The organism is Endozoicomonas sp. 2B-B, from assembly GCF_053470045.1.
In genome coordinates, this window is sequence record NZ_JBLZMU010000001.1 from 1835401 (window position 1) to 1854297 (window position 18897).

The following is an 18897-nucleotide window of genomic DNA, read 5'->3' on the forward strand; positions in this document are numbered from 1 at the left end:
GTTGTTGGAGAGGGCCAGAAAGCGTTCTCCTGAACCTCAGGCAGGTAAGAGCTCAAGCACAGAGTGGCCCCAGTCATCCTGCCAGATATCTGCTTTTTTAACGGACAAGGGTTCTTTAAAGTCAGGACCATTGATCACCAGTGTGTGAAAGTCGCCTTCTTCTCCAGTGGGGCAGATGCCTCTGGCTTCTATCTCATCGGCCAGTGAGGGTGTCAGTATTCGTCCGAGAAAACTTTGATCCAGTGATTCATTCTTGATGCTGACAATCAGGGCCTCCTGGCCCACCGAGAACATATCTTTCAGAAGCTGTTTGCGGCTGTATTGCCAGAGTGGGTAACAGGTCTGGATAGAAGTATCTTTGAGAATACGATCGTACCAATCCTTGTGGGCATCCAGGTCGATATCACCAAAAGCAAGGTGACTGGCAGAATACTCACTGATAGCGGTTGCCAGTGCCTTTTTTAATCCCTGTTCATAACCTCCAAACCCGGCAGAGCCAAAAATGATTGGGGTTCCCAGACAATCAGCCTGAGTCTGAAGAACCTCCTGGTGCAGTCCATGGGCACTGGTTCTCTGTTCACCTTCTCTGAGCATAGTGAGCAGACAGGCGGGTTTGGCGCCACTCTGACTGGAAATCCATCGAGCAAAGCAACCATCCTTGCCGCCACTCCAGGAAGTGGCAAAAAGAGATCTTGAAGAGGGCAATGAAGCCTGGGGAGAAATATTCATTACTGCGCCTGAATCGTTTGAATGGTGATGCCCTGTGCCCGGAGAAATCGTTCACAGCCACGGACAAAGTCCAGAGCCCGGGGACCATCGCCATGTATGCACAGGGTCTCGGCCTGGATAGCAATTGTCCGGCCATCCACTGACGTCACTTGTTTGTGTAATACCATGTCTCTGATCTGGTCGAGGGACTTTTGCTGGTCTTCAATCATTGCGCCGTCCTGATCTCTGGGGGTTAGCTGGCCAGTAATCTGGTAGCTGCGGTCGGCAAAGACTTCGCTGGCGGTCTTCAGGCCAATGGCTTCAGCCTGAGATATAAGGCAACTACCGGCTAACCCATAGAGAATCAGTTCCGGATTAAATTGATAAACCGCTTCGGCTATGGCTTTGGCAAGGTCCGGGTTACGGGCGGCCATATTGTACAGAGCTCCGTGAGGTTTGACATGGTGAAGTTGACCGCCTTGTGCCGTCACAAAAGCGCTTAATGCGCCTGTCTGGTAAAGTGTCAGGTTATAGGCATCTTCGGGGCTGATGTGCATGTTTCTGCGACCAAAGCCCTGAAGGTCTGGTAAACCGGGATGAGCACCGACGGCAACACTGTGTTCCAAAGCCAGTTTTACCGTGTTGGCCATGATATTCGGATCACCCCCATGAAAGCCGCAGGCAATGTTGGCAGAACTGATATACGGCATGATTCCAGTATCGTTTCCCAGCCTGTACTGGCCAAAGCTTTCACCCATGTCGCAGTTCAGATCCAGTGTCAGAACTTTATCAGTAATCATTTTGGTTTCGGTTCCAATAATATTCAGCCGCTATGGCCAGACGGTTCAGGCCGATTCTCTGTTTTACCAGTTCCCGTTGTGCTTCTTCCACAGTGACTTCCTGAAAGGTCAGTGTGTCCGATGGCTTCAGCTGGGCGACTCTGGGCAAGTCCGCAGAGATGATGTTCCCGATTTTGGGATATCCGCCAGTGGGCTGACAATCACTCATCAGAATAATGGGTTGACCATCCGGAGGGATCTGAATGGAACCCATGGCTGTCCCCTCTGTGATCAGATTTCCGGCATAGCTGCTTTTGATCTTTTGACCACAGAGACGATAACCCATCCGGTCAGAATCCGGGCGGACAGAGTAGCTCTGGTTCTGGAAAACATTCAGGCTTGGGCCGGAGAACCATGACGTTTGTGGACCCCGGATATAACGAACAGGCTGAACATGTTTCTGATCCTCAAGATACTGTGTAAACCTGTGGCCCACAGCAATATCAGGTTTGAAATTTTTCTTTGCTGCCCAGCTGTTAAAGCCAAGCCGGTCGTTCTCTTTCAGTGCCCGGCCGCCAAGGCCACCGATACCAGCTCTCAGATAAGTACTGCAACTTCCCAACACTTCCCGAGCCTGAAAGCCGTTTTTAATCGCCAGATAGCCCCGGCAGCCTGTTCTGAGACTGGCAATTTTCAGTGTTTGCCCTGCTTTAACGGCGGTTACGAAGTTGCTGGCGATGGGATGGGTATCCACGGTGGCATCGGCACTTCCTCCACTAAGACAGATTACAGTGGACTTATGAAATTCCAGAGTGGGTCCTGTCAAAGTGAATTCCAGCAGTGGGGCATTCTCAGGGTTTCCCAGTATCAGATTAGCGACTCTGGCTGCCAGGGAGTCCATAGCGCCACAGGTTGATAGGCCCAGGTTCCGGAGGCCATACCTGCCCAGATCCTGGAGGCTGGTCAGCATTCCGGGTTGTTTGACGGTCAGGCTCACCTTTGCGCCTCCATTTCCTGATGCTCTCTGGAGGAAATAGCGGTGAATTTTACTCTGTCACCGGGCTTGAGCAGGGTGGGGTGGTCGTTACTGAAGTCCACCAGAGAAACAGGGGTGTGGCCTATCAGCTGCCAGCCTCCGGGAGTGGAAAGAGGGTAGATACCTGTCTGCTCACCGGCAATGCCAACGGAGCCAGCCGGTATCGACAGACGTGGGTTTTCAAGTCTGTGTATTGATAGTCTTTCATTCATTCCACCCAGAAAGGGAAAACCCGGAGCAAAGCCAAGAAAGTAAACGTCGTAAGTCGCTGAAGTGTGAAGATCAATCACTTTTTCAGTTTTTAAGCGACAGTGTTTGGCTACACGATCCAGGTCCGGAGCAAAGCTGCTTTCGTAGCAGACTGGTATTTCAACAAGATTGCCAACGTTTGTCTGACCCACCTTGAGTGTTTGCAGGAGGTTGAGTATTTTTTCTTTCAAAGCTTCATAAGGTGTTGCTGATTGAATCTGGCAGGGATCGTAATAGACGGTCAAAGTTGTGTAAGCCGGAACTATCTCAATTATTTCAGGGGATGCCGCTTCGAGAACTTGTTTTGCCGCCGTGTGAACGATCAGGTTTATTTTGGGACTGATCCGGTCACCAAAACACAGCATTAGAGCTGAGTCACCCAGAGGGAAGCACTCACAGGGATGGTTCATATTATCGTCATATTCTCAAAGTCTGCAGCCGATTCTAACATAGGATTGGGTTATCAAGCGTTAGTCGTCGGAGAGGGTAAATCTACCAAATGCGAACGTCTGGCATCCAGAGGCTGAAGGCGATGTTGGTCTCGGACGGGTATGAGGCGTATACTGCCGGTTTTGTATTTTCCCTGTCTTACTCTCTGATCCACTTTATATGACTCAGACCATAGAAACAGATGTTGTTGTAATTGGCGGAGGCATTGCCGGTCTCTGGCTGTTCAATACCCTCAATCAGCAAGGCTATAAAGCCCTTCTGCTGGAGAATGCTACCCTCGGCGGGGGTCAGACGATCAAATCCCAGGGGATCGTTCATGGCGGGACCAAGTACACTTTGACCGGCACTCTGACCAAGGCGGCAGAGTGTATTGTCGGCATGCCAGACCGCTGGCGCAAGGCTCTCAGGGGGGAAGGTGAGGTTGATCTGTCGGGAGCCGTTATACTCTCTGAGTTCCAGTATCTATGGTCTCCCGGTGATGTGGGTTCCAGGCTTACTACGTTTTTCGCCAGCAAGGCTTTGCGCGGTCGGGTGGAGCAGTTGAAGAAACCGGAGGATTTTCCTGATATTTTTCGTCATGAAGCGTTTCTGGGCAAAGTCTATCAGCTCAATGAGATCGTGCTGGATATCCGGACGGTCATCGATGCATTGGTGAAAGGTCTGGAAGATCGGATTCTCAAGGTGGACTGGTCTGAAAACACCCGTATTGTCACTGAAGGCAAAAAAATAGATTTCATCGAGCATACCTTTGGAGGCAAAACCCTGCAAATCAGGGCCAGCAAGTTTGTTACCACGGCGGGCGAAGGCACAGAGGACCTGATAAAACTCTGGGGACTCTCCCGGCCAGAGATGCAGAGAAGGCCGCTTCATATGGTTATGGTTCGGCATCGTCATCCTGAGCCGCTCTTCGCGCATTGTCTGGGTACCAAACCCGTTCCAAGAATAACAGTCACCAGCCATCCGGATGGTGAAGGCAGCTGGGTCTGGTATCTGGGGGGCGAAATTGCGGAAGACGGGATGGAACGCACACCGGAACAACAGATCCGGGTGGCCCGGCGTGAGCTGACTGCATTATTGCCATGGGTTAATCTGGACGATGCCCAATGGGCGACGATGTTTGTAAACCGGGCCGAACCCAGACAGAGCAGACTGCTGAGACCGGATGCCGCATTCATTCATGAGATAGAAAACGGCATTGTTTCCTGGCCGACCAAGCTGGCGCTGGCACCCAACCTTTCTGATGAGGTCATTAAAGTGCTGAACAGGCAGCAACTCTCGCCTTCTGGCAATGAAGGCTTTGCTTTGCCAGAGGATGTTCAGCATCCTGAAATCTGCCAACCCTTCTGGAGCGGGGCATTTGTCGATCATGACTGATTACCGACTTGAGACAAGAACCATTGCAGGTACTGATATCCGGGTTTCTCCCATCGGTTTCGGAACCGTAAAGCTGGGCAGGGATCAGGGCGTAAAATACCCATCCGGATTCAGGATTCCGGATGATAGCGAGGCCAGAGAGCTTCTGAAACTGGCACAAACCCTGGGTATTAATCTGCTGGACACAGCACCAGCCTACGGCACCAGTGAAGAAAGATTGGGGTCTTTGTTAAAAGGTCAGAGAGACAACTGGGTTATCTGCAGTAAAGTCGGAGAAGAGTTTGAGAACGGTGAGTCTCGTTTTGATTTCACAGCGGAACATATTCGCTTCAGCATCGAGAGAAGTCTGAAACGGCTGAATACTGATCGGATTGAAATGGTGCTGGTCCATTCCAATGGTGATGACGTCAATATTATTCAGCAATATGGCTGTCTGGAAGTACTGGAAGCGTTAAAAAAAGAGGGCAAGATTCTGGCGTCAGGCATGTCTACCAAAACTGTTGAAGGCGGCATTATGGCGCTGGAAAAGTCGGATATCGTCATGGTGACTTATAACTTGAAGGAGCAGGCTGAGAAACCGGTACTTGATTACGCTCTCCGGAACGATAAGGGCATTCTGATCAAGAAAGCTCTGGCCAGTGGGCATGTTTGTCTGGAAGGTGAAGATCCGGTGGAGAAAAGCATGGAGTTGGTTTTCTCTCATCCTGCGACCTCGGCGGCAGTGATTGGCACTATTAATCCGTTACACCTGAAGAGTAATGCAGAGTCGTGCGCCAGAGTCATCAGACTTCTTGAGAGCTGATTCTCTGGCGGCCAGGTTAGAGAAAAAAGGTTTTTATTGGCGCGGGGTTGTGATGTTTTCATAGGCCGCATTCATCGCTTCAGCAGGTGTCAGTGACCGGTTTTCTGCAATGAATCCAGCTGCATGCTGACACAGGGATGCGTACTGGTCAAAGCTCCAGCCTGCGTCTCTGTAAGCTGAAAAATCTTTACCCATAAGGTTAACTAACTCTCGTGAATTGCAGAAAGTCTGCAGTTCCTTCAGATAATCACGTAGTAGGCCTGCTTCACGTGACAGCTCTGGCCTCTCTTTTTTCAGGGCTGCAAGAGAAGCATCGAAAGGAATGGCGGGTGCTGCTCTTCTAGGTGGCTTAGGAGCTGCTTTGGCTTCAGGTTGAACCCTGTTTTCCTGAGCCGGTATAGATTGACTGACCGGTTGGCGCTTGCTGGAAGTTTGCTTGCTACTGAATGAATCTTTGCTAACAGGGTCTGAATGAATTCTTTCCTTGATACTCTCTCGGTATTCAGCGTTCAGGAAATGACCCTCTCCTTTCATGGCGTAGTTCCGGTGCAGGCTTTTGAGGTCTTTTTGCGTAGCTTCTAAAATTCCCTGAACCTCATTTAAAGCACTCGCGATCTTGCTTTTTGTTTCAGGGGGTAATTGTTGACTCTTCATAGTTCTGTTCAGATTTTGCTTAATTTGGTGAGCCTCTTCAAAGCATTGGCAGGTCAGAATAGTCTGGGCCTGAATAGCAGAATATCGATTGTTGGGAAAAGAATATCCTTTTGAGTTGGGTAGTTCTTCCACCAGGCATTCAGTCAGTGCGGGATAAGATTTAAGCTGATCTCGAATGGCATCAGGATAAGTGGAGTAACTCAGTTCTTGCCGCTGAGCCCTTAACGGTGCCATGCACTTATCCAGTGCATCTCTGAAAGACTGACCATGATCTGTGGTATTCTTTAGCGGCTGAGCGTTATCTCTTGCTTTCGACAGCATCATGGAAAGACCGGCCTCCTTGAATGCTTTTTGAACATGGGGTTGCAAGGCTGCTTGTCCGGATTTTCTGGTCAGGTTAGCCAACAGGTCTTCCAATTCACCCTTGTTTTTGGCGTGCTTGTTAATCACTTTCTGAACAGACTCAAGACTGCCATTTTTGTTGTTTACTGCTTTTTTGACATCATCCATTGCCACCATAAACGCTTTGACGGCTTTCTTCTCGGTGGCTTTCTTTTCTTTCGCTGCGGCTTTATCAGAATTGCTGACACTGCGGGAGAAGAGACTTTTTATCGGTAGTTTCTTGCCTTTCCCGTTTTGAGGGACGGTATTTTCGATGGAGTATACTGAAGAGCCTTTATGGCGTCCCCTGGGTTTATCAACTTTCTGTTGAGCATGTTCAGACCATGTCGGGCTGATAGAAATCTTTTCGCCGCCGTTGATAATACCCATTACTCTATCCCTGAATCTTTGAGTGCTTTCAACTTATTATAGAGGGCGAAGTTCTGGAGATTGGCTAGCCTTGGGTTTTGAAGAAGATAGCCGCTAACTGTCGAAAAGTTGGCGGCAATGTTGTTGTTTTATGATAAAAGTATCAAGCAGACTCTTTAGATTTGTCCTTCCTGATCTTTTCAACAATGGCCGTTGTCGAACAGTTATCCAGGAACGCCAGAACCTTCACTTCGCCGCCGTATTCGTAGACGATAGGAGCACCGACCACTTCATCAATGGTGTAGTCGCCGCCTTTTACCAGAACGTCAGGTTTAACCATTCTGAGCAAGTTTTCAGGTGTATCTTCTTCGAAGCATACGACCCAGTCGACAGCTTCAAGGCCTGCCAGTACCGCCATTCTGCGATCTTCCGAGTTAATGGGGCGGCCTTCACCTTTCAATCTTTTTACAGAAGCATCGCTGTTGATAGCCAGTACCAGCCTGTCACCCTGCTTTCGGGCCTGCTCCAGATAACCCACGTGGCCGGCATGAACAATGTCGAAGCAGCCGTTGGTGAAGACGATCTTTTCGCCATGGGCCCGGGAATCTTCCAGTGCAATCTTGAGCTGATCCGGGGTCACAACGCCACGCTCTGCGCCCAGTTCTCTGTTCACCTCACGGCGCAGCTCTGGCATGCTGACCGTTGCAGTCCCCAGCTTGGCAACCACAATACCGGCTGCAATATTGGCCAGAGCGGCTGCTTTGGGTAGTTCAGCCCCCGCTGCAAGTGCAGTGGCCAGAGTGGAAATTACGGTGTCTCCGGCGCCGGTCACATCAAAGACTTCACGGGCTCTGGCTGGCAGGTGCAGTTCCTTTTCGTCTCTGCGAATCAGGGTCATGCCGTGCTCACTGCGAGTGATCAGCATGGCGTCAAGCTCCAGCTCGTCCAGTAACTGGTGACCTTTGGTGATCAGCTCCTGCTCATCTGCGCAGCGGCCGACAACGGCTTCAAATTCTTGCAGGTTCGGAGTAATGATCGTAGCACCACGGTAACGCTCAAAGTTTGTACCTTTGGGGTCAACAAGGACCGGAACGCCTTTTGTACGTGCCAGTTTGATCAGCTGCTGGTGGTTCTGCAGGGTACCCTTGTTGTAATCAGAAAGAATGACAGCCCCTATGTTATTCAGCAAATTGGCTGCTTTTTCTTCGAGAATATCGCTGCTGAGAACGGAGAAAGGTTCTTCCTGATCCAGACGAATGAGTTGCTGATGCTGGCTGATGACCCTGAGTTTGGTGATGGTAGGCATATCTTTCAGCCGGGCAAAATCGCAATAGACTCCGGCCGCTTCAAGACGGGTCTGCAGGGAGTCGGCTGCTTCATCATCTCCGGTAGCAGCTATCAGCCAGGTCGGGGCACCCAGAGAGGCAATGTTAAGGGCTACGTTGCCAGCGCCGCCGGGGCGATCTTCTATATTGGTGACGCGAACAACAGGTACTGGTGCTTCAGGGGAGATTCTGGAGGTGCCGCCGTGCCAGTATCGATCCAGCATGACATCGCCGATCACCAGAACCCTGGCTTCATTAAATCGTGGCAGAGTCAGTTTCATTCAGTGTCTTCCGCTTCGGTATCTTGGGAGGCCTGCCAAGTAAGTTGGCCCAGTTTCCGGTAGGTTTACCACGAAATCGTCTTGATGGGTAATCATGGTAAAACCTCAGCTTTTTTAAAGCGTTCAATGTTGTAATGGCTGCGAAGAAGCCAAAGGTATCACCTCTACGGCTTCTTCCTGCTCTTCCTGGAACTGCATCTGATGCAGTTTGGCATAATGACCTTCTCTGGCCAGTAGTTCGGAATGAGTGCCGCTCTCTACAATTTTGCCTTTATCCACCACAATGATACGGTCAGCATTCTCGATGGTGGAAAGTCGGTGAGCAATGACCAGCGTTGTTCGATTCTTCATGACTTCATCCAGGGCCGCCTGGATATGACGCTCGGATTCGGTATCCAGGGCCGAAGTGGCTTCATCAAGAATCAGAATGGGAGCGTCCTTCAGAATAGCCCTGGCTATGGCCAAACGCTGCCGCTGGCCACCCGAGAGCAGCACGCCATCTTCACCAACCAGCGTGTTCATGCCCTGAGCCATATTCTTGATGAATTCATTGGCATGGGCGGCTTCAGCAGCCAGGTGAATGTCAGAATCATCTTTGTCGCGCAGGTCTCCATAGGCAATGTTGCGAGCCACTGTATCATTAAACAGAGTGACATTCTGATCTACCAGAGCGATATGACTGCGAAGGTTCTTCAGGCTGTAATCATCAATGGGCGTATCATCCAGAAGAATTTGACCCTGTCCATAGGTGTAGAAACGGGGAACCAGGTTGGCCAGTGTTGTTTTTCCCGATCCCGAGCGGCCCACCAGAGCAATAGTCTCACCCGGATTAACAGTGAAGTTAATATTGTTCAGGGCGGGTTTGTCAGCATTCTGATAGGTGAAAAACAAGTTTCGAAACTCCAGCTTGCCTGCAACTGTTTCCTTTTCAAAGGTGCCGTTATCAGGTTCGGAAGGCTGGTCAGCCATTTCAAAAATGCTCTCTGCTGCGGCAATACCTTTTTGTATGTTGGCGTTTACTTCGCTCAGCTGACGAATAGGCTTTGGCAGCAGTGCCGCAGCCGTGACAAAACTCACCAGAGAAGCGGTGGTTGCATCTCCTTTTAGCCACAGCACCAGGAAGAACAGAATAGCGAGGGCTGTATTAACCAGGAATTGCAGGGTGGGCGTATGGACAGCGGAAGCCTTGACCATTTTCAGCCCCTGACGGGTATTGCGATCACTGGCATCAAAAAAGCGGCTGGTTTCATAACTCTCACCACCAAAGCCTCTGACTACCCGATAACCATTGATCGATTCCGAACTGACGTGGGTCAGATCCCCCATGGATGTCTGAATCTTCGAACTCAGCTTACGGAAACGTTTGCTGGCGGTACTGACCACCAGGGCAATGATGGGAGCAACGCCGATGAATACCAGGGTAAGCTTCCAGTTGGTCAGGATCAGATACCCGAACAGGAAAACAACGGTCAGGCCTTCCCGCACAATAACCTTGACGGCATCGGTTGCTGCCGAGGTCACCATACCCACGTTGTAGGTGATTCTGGCAATCAGGTGCCCGGAGTTGTTGTTGTCAAAGTAGTTATTGGGCAACTGAATCATTCGGTTAAACATCAGGCAGCGCAGGTCGTGCACAACCGATAAGGACACCTTGGCCAGGAAGTAGTTACCCAGAAAGGAACCAATCCCCCTGAATATGGCAATAGACAACATGACGATAGGAATCAGGGCCACCGAAGTCATGATAGAAGCGGGAAGAAAACCCCCAAGGTCTCTGTCAATAGTGGCAAAGCTGCCTTCGAGCGCTTCAACAAAATATTCCAGCAAACGGGCAAAAGCTGGCTGGCTGAGCGCAAACATGACATAGCCCAGTATACTGAGGGCAAAAAAGCCCGAGTAGGGCTTTACATAGCTGAGAAGGCGCAGGTAAATCTGCAGGCTTCCCGACTTGGCGTGTTCCGACATGGCCACTGTAATCAGTTAAAAATGAGGGGCCTATTCTGGATGAATCTGGCTTTGGGCTCAATGGATAGAGCCTCTAAAACCATGATTTTTACCGTAAAATGACGTTCTTGGTAAAGCTCTACCTTGCGTTGCCCTCCTTTACCCGGATCAAAGCGGCTTTATGAATGTTTCGTGCTAGGGTATGATTGGCCGCTTTTTTTATTGTGGAAATAATGAGTACTCAACAGACATGAGTGGTATGCAGCGATTATCTTCCACGGCTTATCAGGCCCTGATTGAAGGGGCTGAGGTGATAGAGCAGGACCATTTTGGCGACAAGGTTCTGAAACTGAAAGATAAGACTTTTCTGAAACTGTTTCGGGTTAAAAGCACTATCAGCTCGGCGTGGTTTAAGCCATATTCTGTCCGGTTCGCCAGAAATGCCTCGGAACTCGTGACCCGTGGCATTCAAACGGTTGATATTATTAGCTGCTACCGTCTTGGAAGATATAAAAAAACAGCTGTCCATTATCGGCCGTTGCCGGGTCGGACCCTCAGGCAGGTTTTCCCTGCTCTGGATGAAGATGGAACCCGAGTTCTGGCCGAGCAGTTAGCCCGATATATTGCGCAGCTGCATAAACAGGGCGTCTATTTTCGCTCCCTGCACATGGGTAATATTCTCAAGTTGCCCGACGGTGCTCTTGGGCTGATAGACATTGCCGATATGCGCTTTAGCCGGAGTCCTCTGAAAGAAGCGTTAAGGCTGAGGAATTTACATCATCTGGCTCGTTATGAGCAGGATGTTCAGTATCTGATTAAGGACCAGACATTTTGTTCCACCTACGCCAGGCTGGCGGATTTGGATGTGGACAAGGTCGAAGCTGTAATGCAGCACACCTGAAAGATTTTAAGAGAGAAAGACAGTGATAGAAAAGTTACGCAATATTGCCATCATCGCACACGTTGACCATGGTAAAACCACCCTGGTTGACAAGCTGCTTCAGCAGTCCGGAACTCTGGGTCGAAAAGATCAGGGTGCCGAACGGATCATGGATTCCAATGACCAGGAGAAGGAGCGGGGCATTACCATCCTGGCCAAGAACACCGCCATCAACTGGCAGGACTACCACATTAATATTGTGGACACACCCGGACACGCCGACTTCGGTGGTGAGGTGGAACGTGTTATGTCCATGGTGGATTCGGTTCTGCTGCTGGTGGATGCGGTTGACGGTCCTATGCCTCAGACCCGCTTTGTCACCCAGAAAGCTTTTGAGCAGGGTCTGCGCCCTATCGTTGTTATCAACAAGATTGACCGTCCTGGTGCTCGTCCGGACTGGGTCATGGATGAAGTCTTTGATCTGTTTGATCGTCTCGGTGCTACCGAAGAGCAGCTGGATTTTCCGGTTATTTACGCTTCTGCACTGAATGGTATTGCCGGTGATGATCCTGAAAACATGGCACAAGATATGACGCCACTGTTTGAAATGATCGTCAATAATGTCCCTTCTCCCAAGGTGGATGTCGATGCGCCTTTCCAGATGCAGATATCTGCCCTGGACTACAGCAGCTTTCTGGGAGTTATCGGTATTGGTCGTATCACCCGTGGTGTTCTCAAGCCCTCAACTCCGATTCGCTTGATTGGTGCCGATGGCAATGAGCGCAATGCCAAGATCCTCAAGGTTATGGGGCACCTGGGTCTGGAACGTGTAGACGTGGAAGAGGCTCGTGCTGGCGATATCGTTTGTGTAACGGGTATCGACAAGCTGAACATATCAGACACCCTGTGTGATCCAAATCACGTTGAAGCGCTGCCAGCACTGACGGTGGATGAGCCAACCGTGAGCATGACCTTCCAGGTCAATGATTCTCCTTTTGCAGGTCAGGATGGCAAGTATGTGACCTCCCGTAATATCAAAGAGCGTCTGGATCGCGAACTGCTGCATAACGTAGCGCTGCGTGTTGAGCAGGGTGATGATGCTGACAAGTTCAAGGTGTCTGGTCGTGGTGAACTGCATCTGTCGGTTCTGATCGAAACCATGCGCCGTGAAGGTTTTGAGCTGGGGGTTTCCCGTCCAGAGGTTGTCATCAAGGAGATTGACGGCGTTTTGCAGGAGCCTTACGAACAGGTTGTTGTGGATGTTGAGGAAGAACATCAGGGCTCTCTGATGGAAGAGATGGGGCACCGTAAGGCAGAACTGACCAACATGGTACCAGACGGCAAGGGCCGTATTCGCCTGGAGTTCATCATGCCTGCCCGTGGTCTGATCGGTTTTCGTTCCCAGTTTCTGACCATGACTTCTGGTAGCGGTATTCTGACCAATGTCTTTGATCACTACGGTGACGTGAAAGATGGCGAAGTGACTCACCGCAAGAACGGTGTTCTGGTTTCTATGGTGAATGGTAAGGTGCTGGGCTATGCGCTCTGGAACTTACAGGATCGTGGTCGTTTGTTCCTGAACCCGAACGTTGACGTTTATGAAGGTCAGATCATTGGGCTGCATAATCGTGACAATGACCTGGTGGTTAATCCTACCAAGGGTAAACAGCTGACGAACGTTCGTGCTTCCGGCTCTGACGAAAACATTCAACTGACACCGCCTATCCGACATAGCCTGGAACAGGCCTTGGAATTTATCGACGATGACGAGCTGGTGGAAGTTACACCTGACAATATCCGTCTGCGCAAGAAATTCCTGAAGGAGCATGAGCGCAAGCGCGCCAGCCGCAGTAAATAATTGACTGGCTGTTCTGACCGGGGGCAGCTCCCCGGTCAGTATTTTGGTGAAGCAAAAACCTGGGCCCAGTATATTCTGAATCGGCCGGAGGGGTTCTCTACAAAGCTGACTCCCATCTCGATGACATTAGGATTCATGATATTATTACAATGCCCCGGACTGCTCATCCAGCCGTTGAGTAAAGCGTCGAGGTTGTGTGCGCCTATGGCTACATTTTCGGCAAAGGCTGACCAGCGATAACCCTGTGCTTCAATTCGTTGATTGATTTCACTGCCATCTGAACCTATGTGGCTCATAAAATCTTTATTGGCCATATCCGTTGCGTGTTTAAAGGCCGCTGCTTCAAGAGAGTAGTTCCAGCGCAAACGTCCGACTGCACGCATGACGGTATTGCCACAGACCTGCGGTTTAGAGCGTATAGCATTGACAGCGGTTAGCACCTGATTTGCAAAGCCCTGGGTGGGTTGGTCCAGGACCTCGTTGTACCAATGAGAATGAGTCCAGCGAGAGTCAGACCAACGTGATCTCAGGTAGCTGTCCACTTTGAAAGTGAGGTATTTCCAGGCTTCACGACTTTTCTCCGGAATTGTATCAACGTAGCCGACCAGTTCCTCAGGCAGATCTTTAGAGTTTCCTATCACCCCTGTGCCATCGAGACGGGCCATCATTGGCAGGTTAGGAGCAATAACTTCTTTCCAGAAGTCTTGTGAATAAGGGTTAATGGTTTCCCATTTCTGGTAAATGACTGCAGAGGCAGCACCAAGAATACCCAGCTTGAAGGCACCTTTTGCACAGCTTGCACAAAAACGAGTCATGGTTCCTTTTCGATATTCGCTTGCGGCTTCGTTTCTGTAATGCTCGACATCTTGTTTCATTTTTTCTCTGGCGAATTTTCTTTTTCTGGCCTCTTTTATTTCGCGCTCCATCTCCTCCCAACTGGGTTGGTGGCGGACATTTCTGACGCCAAATTGGAGCGCAGAGAAAAAGTAAGGTGGTATATCACCGCTGCTGACAGCGGAGATCTCAAGTGTTCTGGCAGGTCGATTGATCATTGCATTCAGCGAGTCTTCAGCAAGAGCTGCCCCGGGTGTCTGATGGGGTTGCAGATTGAAGACAATGGGCTGCACATGACCAGGAGTGTCATTAACGCCGGGGGTCAGGAAAAGGCTTATATCTGCTGTGATTAAGGCTGAGAAAAGAGTTTCAGGCTCTTCTGACAATGAAATGATGTTTTCCTCGATTTCATAGCTGCCATCTTCAAAGCCTGAGAAGAATTGAATAGCAATGGTTCCATCCGCTAACGGCGTTATTGTCAGTATTCTCTTCTTAAGAAGAATGGCCAGTTGAGTGTTCAAATGGTTGATAGGCACACCCGGTGTCGCTGCTTCGGGTATGATTGCGCTGTGACTTTCAAGATAGAGATGCAGGGCAGCCGCATTGATTGGCTGATCGTCCGGGTAGTTAAGGTACTCTGCCGACTGCCTGTAGAGTTGGCTGAGTTCCTGTTCACTGAGAAGGCTCATGATGGAGCGGGCCCAGCAACTTCCCTGATCTGCATTTTTGTTACACTTTTCAGGCATTTGATAATTGTGGCTTGAGAGGTGTCTGTTCAGCTCCTCAGAATTATCCACCGGGAAGGGGTCCACCACTGCAGCATGGCAAAAACCCATGGCGGTGGAGAACGCCAAAGCTATGATCGATGGATTAATGGACCTGTGAAAAAATGGCTTGTTCATCGACTACTGCTCGCTGTTTCAACGTTATACATAGGCACTCCCTGCCTTTCATATCAGCTATGAAACTTAGATAGCCAAGAGGCGTAAAAGTTCCTCAGAAGCCATGACAATGCTTGGAAAACCTTGGTTTTTAAGAGTATTGTAGAGTGCTGGGAGCCTGTCTGATTTAAGTTTTCGGCAGTGTCCCAGAGACAAGAGGTGGATCAGATGCTCTGTTTGCTCAGCTGACTGACTTCGCTTGATTCAGTGACTTCTGAAGGAAGGAACATGCGCACGCTTTACCCGGCTATAAAGCCATACTCTGTTTTCAAACTGGCTGTAGATACCGTTCATCAACTTTATGTGGAAGAGTGCGGGAGTCCAGATGGTATTCCCGTGTTGTTTGTCCACGGCGGGCCCGGGGTGGGTACTTCAGAAAAATCGCGGCGATTCTTTGATCCCGAGAAATATAGAATCATCCTTTTTGATCAGCGAGGCTGTGGTCGGTCGCTGCCCCATGCTGAGCTGGAAGGGAATACCACTCAGAATCTGATTGCTGATATGGAGCAGATTCGAAAACATTTGGGTATTGAAAAATGGCTTCTTTTTGGCGGCTCCTGGGGCTCAACCCTCTCTCTGCTCTACGCTCAGGCTCACCCTAAAAGGGTTATGGCCATGGTGCTCAGGGGGATTTTTCTGTCCCGACAGAAGGACTTTGACTGGCTCTACACCAAGCAGGGAGCCGGCAGAGTGTTTCCGGATCACTGGAAGCACTTTGAAGAAATTATTCCGGAAAGTGAGCGAGGTAATATGCTGGAAGCTTATTACAATCGCCTGACCGGTGATGATGAGCTGGCACAGATGAATGCCGCCAAGCACTGGGCATTATGGGAAGGGAGGATCAGCACATTGAAGCCCTGTCCTGATGCTGAAGAATTTTGCAGCGAACCACATAACGCAAAAGCCATATCCCGGCTTGAAGCTCATTACTTCATGAATGACAGCTTTATTGAACCTCATCAGATTATTCGTGACATGAAATACATTGACCAGATTCCGGGCATTATTGTCCATGGTCGATACGATATGATCTGCCCTTTGGATAACGCTCAGGTGTTAGCTGATCACTGGACAGAAGCAGAGCTTCAGGTGATCAGGGAGGCAGGTCATTCGTCCTCCGAGCCAGGTATTGTCGATGCACTGGTGATTGCCACCGATAAGTTGGCGGTTAAATTCGGTTGATTTCACATGGGTTCCAGTGATTTTCTTCCTGGCACTGGCTATCAGCCGGGGCGACCTTTTATACAGACTTCCGGAGTAGGATAACCCATGCGTGGATTAATCCAGCGAGTTCAGTATGCCAATGTAAAAGTGAACGGTGAAACCGTAGGCCAGATTGCAGAAGGTCTTTTGCTATTGCTGGGCATAGAAAAGGACGATGATCAGGCAAAAGCGGATAAGTTACTGGATAAAGTGCTCAAATACAGGGCTTTCAGTGATCAGGATGGAAAAATGAATCTGGGTCTTCAAGACTCCGGTGGTGGGCTGTTGGTTGTCTCACAGTTCACGCTTGTCGCCGACACACGCAAAGGACTCCGTCCCGGCTTCAGTTCCGGGGCTTCTCCTGAGCATGGTGAAAAGCTGTATGACTATTTTGTCGAGCGTGCCCACACGCTTCATCACGATGTGGCAACGGGTCGTTTTGGAGCCGACATGAAAGTCTCCCTGTTGAATGATGGGCCGGTTACTTTCAATCTCGAAGTCTGATGTATTATTCGATGGAAAAACGCCAGAAGGGTTAATCTCCCGGCAGCCAGTCGTCATCTGTGATCTGCTCAAACGGCCATGGGCATTGTTCGGGGAAGCTGTCTTTGTTCAGGCGACTGGCCTCAGAGCGAATGTATTTGTTCATTTGTTTGATGGCATCATTTTTGGCATGTGGATAAACCTCGGCCAGCAGGTCATTAACTTTGGGTTGCAGGCAGGGATTTTTCTGTATGTGGCGTCCAATTTGTGTTCTTGAATTATTGATGCTTGGCATCCAGGTATGGATCACTTTATCTTTGACCCAAGGGTCTTTCAGTATCCGTTTCTGATAGTCGTACTTGAGAAGATGCACCAGCAATATGATCAAGTGGGAACCTAACTCGTCGGCAATATTGCCCATCTGTATATCCATCGCCTCCAAAAGATTAGGGATGTCAAGCTGATCAAATTGCCCCCTGGCCAGAAGTTCCCGTTGCTGGCCAAGCCATTGGGTGTAATCGGTTTCGTAAAGATTTTCCATAAAATACCTCCATTGCCTTACCACTGTAGGCAAAAAGCAGAAGGGAATCAAAATGAAGTCCCAAGGCTCAGACGTCTTTGTGGGGGGGCAAAAGAAGGAGCATTGCCAAAGACCGTTTTATCATCAAGACTCAAGAGCATCAGATCCAGCTATCTGGATTTTCTCGCTGAAAAAGGTGGAGAAATGGCTCGTAAACTGTTTTTCTGGGTTGCCGTTGGCGGAATGCTGATCACCTTGCTTCTGTCGTTTTTCTGGCCCGGGATACTTTGGCTGTTTGTTTTTCTGGTGCCTTACACTCTGGTCGGGATTTTTGATCTGACCTGCACCAATCATAACGTTTTGAAAAATTATCCTGTCATTGGCCATATGCGCTATGCGCTGGAGTTTATCAGTCCCGAGATTCATCAATACTTTATCGAGTCAAATCAGAGTGGCAAACCTTTTAATCGTGAAATCCGAAATATGGTGTATTCAAGAGCCAAGGGCGTGTCTGATACCCAACCTTTTGGCACCCAGTTTGAACTGACCGATTGCGGCTACCATCGGGCCAATCATTCCCTGACCCCCAAAGAGGTGGATGCCAGCCATGGAAGAATACTGATCGGTGAACATTCCTGCTCACAACCTTATCTGGCGTCAAGGCTGAATATTTCCGGCATGAGCTTTGGCGCCCTGAGTGCCAATGCCATTAGAGCAATGAATGCGGGCGCACGCAGGGGTGACTTTGCTCACAATACGGGAGAAGGCGGGTTAAGCCGACACCATCTGGCAGAAGGAGGGGATCTGGTCTGGCAGATCGGCACAGGTTACTTTGGTTGTCGTACACAAGAAGGTGGCTTCGACGAAAAAGGTTTTGCTGAAAAAGTAAAGCATGAAGCCGTGAAGATGGTTGAGGTCAAATTATCCCAGGGAGCCAAACCGTCCCATGGTGGCGTGCTACCCGCCGTTAAAGTCTCAAAAGAAATTGCTGAAGCCAGAGGTGTTCCTGAGGGAGAGACCGTCATTTCTCCTCCCGCGCATTCGGCTTTTTCAACGCCTAAAGAGCTGATTTTATTTATTGATCATCTCAGGAGGATTGCCGCTAAGCCGGTGGGCTTTAAGCTCTGTTTGGGCAACAAAGTGGAGTTTATGGGGATCTGTAAAGCCATGCTGGAAACCGGTTTGGCTCCGGACTTTATTACGCTTGATGGCGCAGAGGGAGGCACAGGTGCAGCCCCGGTGGAGTATACGGATCGGCTGGGAATGCCGTTGAACGAATCACTGGTCTTTGCACACAACTGCCTGACAGGTGCAGGTCTGAGAGAGAAGGTAAAGATCATTGCCAGCGGCAAGGTGGCATCCGGTTTTGATATGGTGACAAAGATTGCTTTGGGTGCTGACCTGTGTAACTCGGCCAGAGCCATGATGTTTGCTGTTGGATGTATTCAGGCATTGAAGTGCAACACCAATCACTGCCCGACCGGAGTGACCACTCAGGACCCGGTCAGAGGCAGAGCCGTCAACATTGCTGAAAAACAGATCAGGGTGGCAAATTATCACCATGTGACGGTGGCCAGTTTTCTCGATATTGTTGGAGCAATGGGGCTGGACAGCCCGGAACAGCTGAATGCGAGGCATATCTTCCGACGTCTCGCCGATCAGACAGAAGCTTCTTACGCAACCATATACCCGGTTCTGGAAACAGGATGCCTGTTGAATCGCGATGATATGGTTGGCTACAGCAACCACTGGGCCCAGGCTTCGGCTGATGAGTTTTTACCCGGGCTGATCGCCTGAAATAGAAAACGCCGACATTAAAGTCGGCA

At 49.9% G+C, this 18897-nt stretch carries 16 protein-coding genes; 7 read left to right on the forward strand and 9 right to left on the reverse strand.

Annotation, left to right across the window (positions count from 1 at the left end):
* Positions 1-36 precede the first annotated feature (36 nt).
* From ACOMHB_RS07350 to pxpB, 4 genes are read right to left on the reverse strand one after another with little or no spacing between them, the layout of a single operon-like run.
* Positions 37-729, reverse strand: a complete 693-nt coding sequence (locus tag ACOMHB_RS07350) for a Dph6-related ATP pyrophosphatase (RefSeq protein WP_448216097.1) — start codon at positions 727-729, stop codon at positions 37-39.
* Positions 729-1508 carry a LamB/YcsF family protein gene (locus tag ACOMHB_RS07355; RefSeq protein WP_448216098.1) on the reverse strand — a complete coding sequence of 260 codons (780 nt, stop codon included), beginning with the start codon at positions 1506-1508 and terminating at the stop codon, positions 729-731. Before ACOMHB_RS07355 ends, ACOMHB_RS07350 begins: the two co-directional genes overlap by 1 nt.
* Positions 1498-2484, reverse strand: coding sequence for a 5-oxoprolinase subunit C family protein (locus ACOMHB_RS07360; RefSeq protein ID WP_448216099.1), 987 nt, complete (start codon positions 2482-2484; stop codon positions 1498-1500). Before ACOMHB_RS07360 ends, ACOMHB_RS07355 begins: the two co-directional genes overlap by 11 nt.
* Complete coding sequence (pxpB, locus tag ACOMHB_RS07365; RefSeq protein ID WP_448216100.1) at positions 2481-3182, reverse strand: 5-oxoprolinase subunit PxpB; 702 nt, start codon at positions 3180-3182, stop codon at positions 2481-2483. The genes ACOMHB_RS07360 and pxpB overlap by 4 nt, the downstream gene beginning before the upstream one ends.
* Before the next feature lie 199 nt (positions 3183-3381).
* Here pxpB and ACOMHB_RS07370 point away from each other — a divergent pair, with 199 nt between their 5' ends.
* Entirely contained in the window at positions 3382-4596 is a 1215-nt protein-coding gene (locus tag ACOMHB_RS07370) for an FAD-dependent oxidoreductase (RefSeq protein ID WP_422413360.1), read from the forward strand.
* Positions 4589-5398 carry an aldo/keto reductase gene (locus ACOMHB_RS07375; RefSeq protein ID WP_448218613.1) on the forward strand — a complete coding sequence of 270 codons (810 nt, stop codon included), beginning with the start codon at positions 4589-4591 and terminating at the stop codon, positions 5396-5398. Before ACOMHB_RS07370 ends, ACOMHB_RS07375 begins: the two co-directional genes overlap by 8 nt.
* 33 nt (positions 5399-5431) lie before the next feature.
* Here ACOMHB_RS07375 and ACOMHB_RS07380 read toward each other — a convergent pair whose 3' ends face one another.
* The 3 genes from ACOMHB_RS07380 to msbA form a co-directional block, all read right to left on the reverse strand.
* Positions 5432-6823: a hypothetical protein gene (locus ACOMHB_RS07380; protein WP_448216101.1), complete on the reverse strand. Its 1392-nt coding sequence runs from the start codon at positions 6821-6823 to the stop codon at positions 5432-5434.
* A gap of 142 nt (positions 6824-6965) precedes the next feature.
* On the reverse strand, positions 6966-8408 hold the full coding sequence (gene hldE / locus ACOMHB_RS07385) for a bifunctional D-glycero-beta-D-manno-heptose-7-phosphate kinase/D-glycero-beta-D-manno-heptose 1-phosphate adenylyltransferase HldE (protein ID WP_422132692.1): 1443 nt from the start codon (positions 8406-8408) through the stop codon (positions 6966-6968).
* A gap of 123 nt (positions 8409-8531) precedes the next feature.
* Positions 8532-10373 (reverse strand): lipid A export permease/ATP-binding protein MsbA, encoded by a 1842-nt coding sequence (gene msbA / locus ACOMHB_RS07390; protein WP_448216102.1) that lies wholly within the window; start codon positions 10371-10373, stop codon positions 8532-8534.
* A 229-nt stretch (positions 10374-10602) separates the two neighbouring features.
* Here msbA and ACOMHB_RS07395 point away from each other — a divergent pair, with 229 nt between their 5' ends.
* Together ACOMHB_RS07395 and typA are read left to right on the forward strand one after the other, a co-directional pair.
* Positions 10603-11253 carry a BUD32 family EKC/KEOPS complex subunit gene (locus ACOMHB_RS07395; RefSeq protein WP_422132694.1) on the forward strand — a complete coding sequence of 217 codons (651 nt, stop codon included), beginning with the start codon at positions 10603-10605 and terminating at the stop codon, positions 11251-11253.
* A 22-nt stretch (positions 11254-11275) separates the two neighbouring features.
* Positions 11276-13090 carry a translational GTPase TypA gene (typA, locus tag ACOMHB_RS07400; protein ID WP_422132695.1) on the forward strand — a complete coding sequence of 605 codons (1815 nt, stop codon included), beginning with the start codon at positions 11276-11278 and terminating at the stop codon, positions 13088-13090.
* Positions 13091-13125: 35 nt separating this feature from the next.
* On the opposite strand, the gene ACOMHB_RS07405 is transcribed toward typA, so the two are convergent.
* The gene (locus ACOMHB_RS07405) at positions 13126-14826 is read right to left on the reverse strand and encodes a CAP domain-containing protein (RefSeq protein WP_448216103.1); all 1701 of its coding nucleotides are present in this window, start codon (positions 14824-14826) and stop codon (positions 13126-13128) included.
* A 267-nt stretch (positions 14827-15093) separates the two neighbouring features.
* Between ACOMHB_RS07405 and pip the strand changes: the two genes are divergently transcribed.
* Together pip and dtd are read left to right on the forward strand one after the other, a co-directional pair.
* Positions 15094-16047 (forward strand): prolyl aminopeptidase, encoded by a 954-nt coding sequence (pip, locus tag ACOMHB_RS07410; protein ID WP_448216104.1) that lies wholly within the window; start codon positions 15094-15096, stop codon positions 16045-16047.
* A gap of 87 nt (positions 16048-16134) precedes the next feature.
* Entirely contained in the window at positions 16135-16572 is a 438-nt protein-coding gene (gene dtd, locus ACOMHB_RS07415; RefSeq protein WP_448216105.1) for a D-aminoacyl-tRNA deacylase, read from the forward strand.
* 31 nt (positions 16573-16603) lie between these two features.
* Here the strand turns inward: dtd and ACOMHB_RS07420 are convergent, their stop codons facing one another.
* The gene (locus ACOMHB_RS07420) at positions 16604-17092 is read right to left on the reverse strand and encodes a DUF29 domain-containing protein (RefSeq protein ID WP_448216106.1); all 489 of its coding nucleotides are present in this window, start codon (positions 17090-17092) and stop codon (positions 16604-16606) included.
* Between the two features lie 183 nt (positions 17093-17275).
* Here ACOMHB_RS07420 and ACOMHB_RS07425 point away from each other — a divergent pair, with 183 nt between their 5' ends.
* Positions 17276-18868 (forward strand): FMN-binding glutamate synthase family protein, encoded by a 1593-nt coding sequence (locus tag ACOMHB_RS07425; RefSeq protein WP_448216107.1) that lies wholly within the window; start codon positions 17276-17278, stop codon positions 18866-18868.
* The last annotated feature ends 29 nt before the right edge of the window (positions 18869-18897 follow it).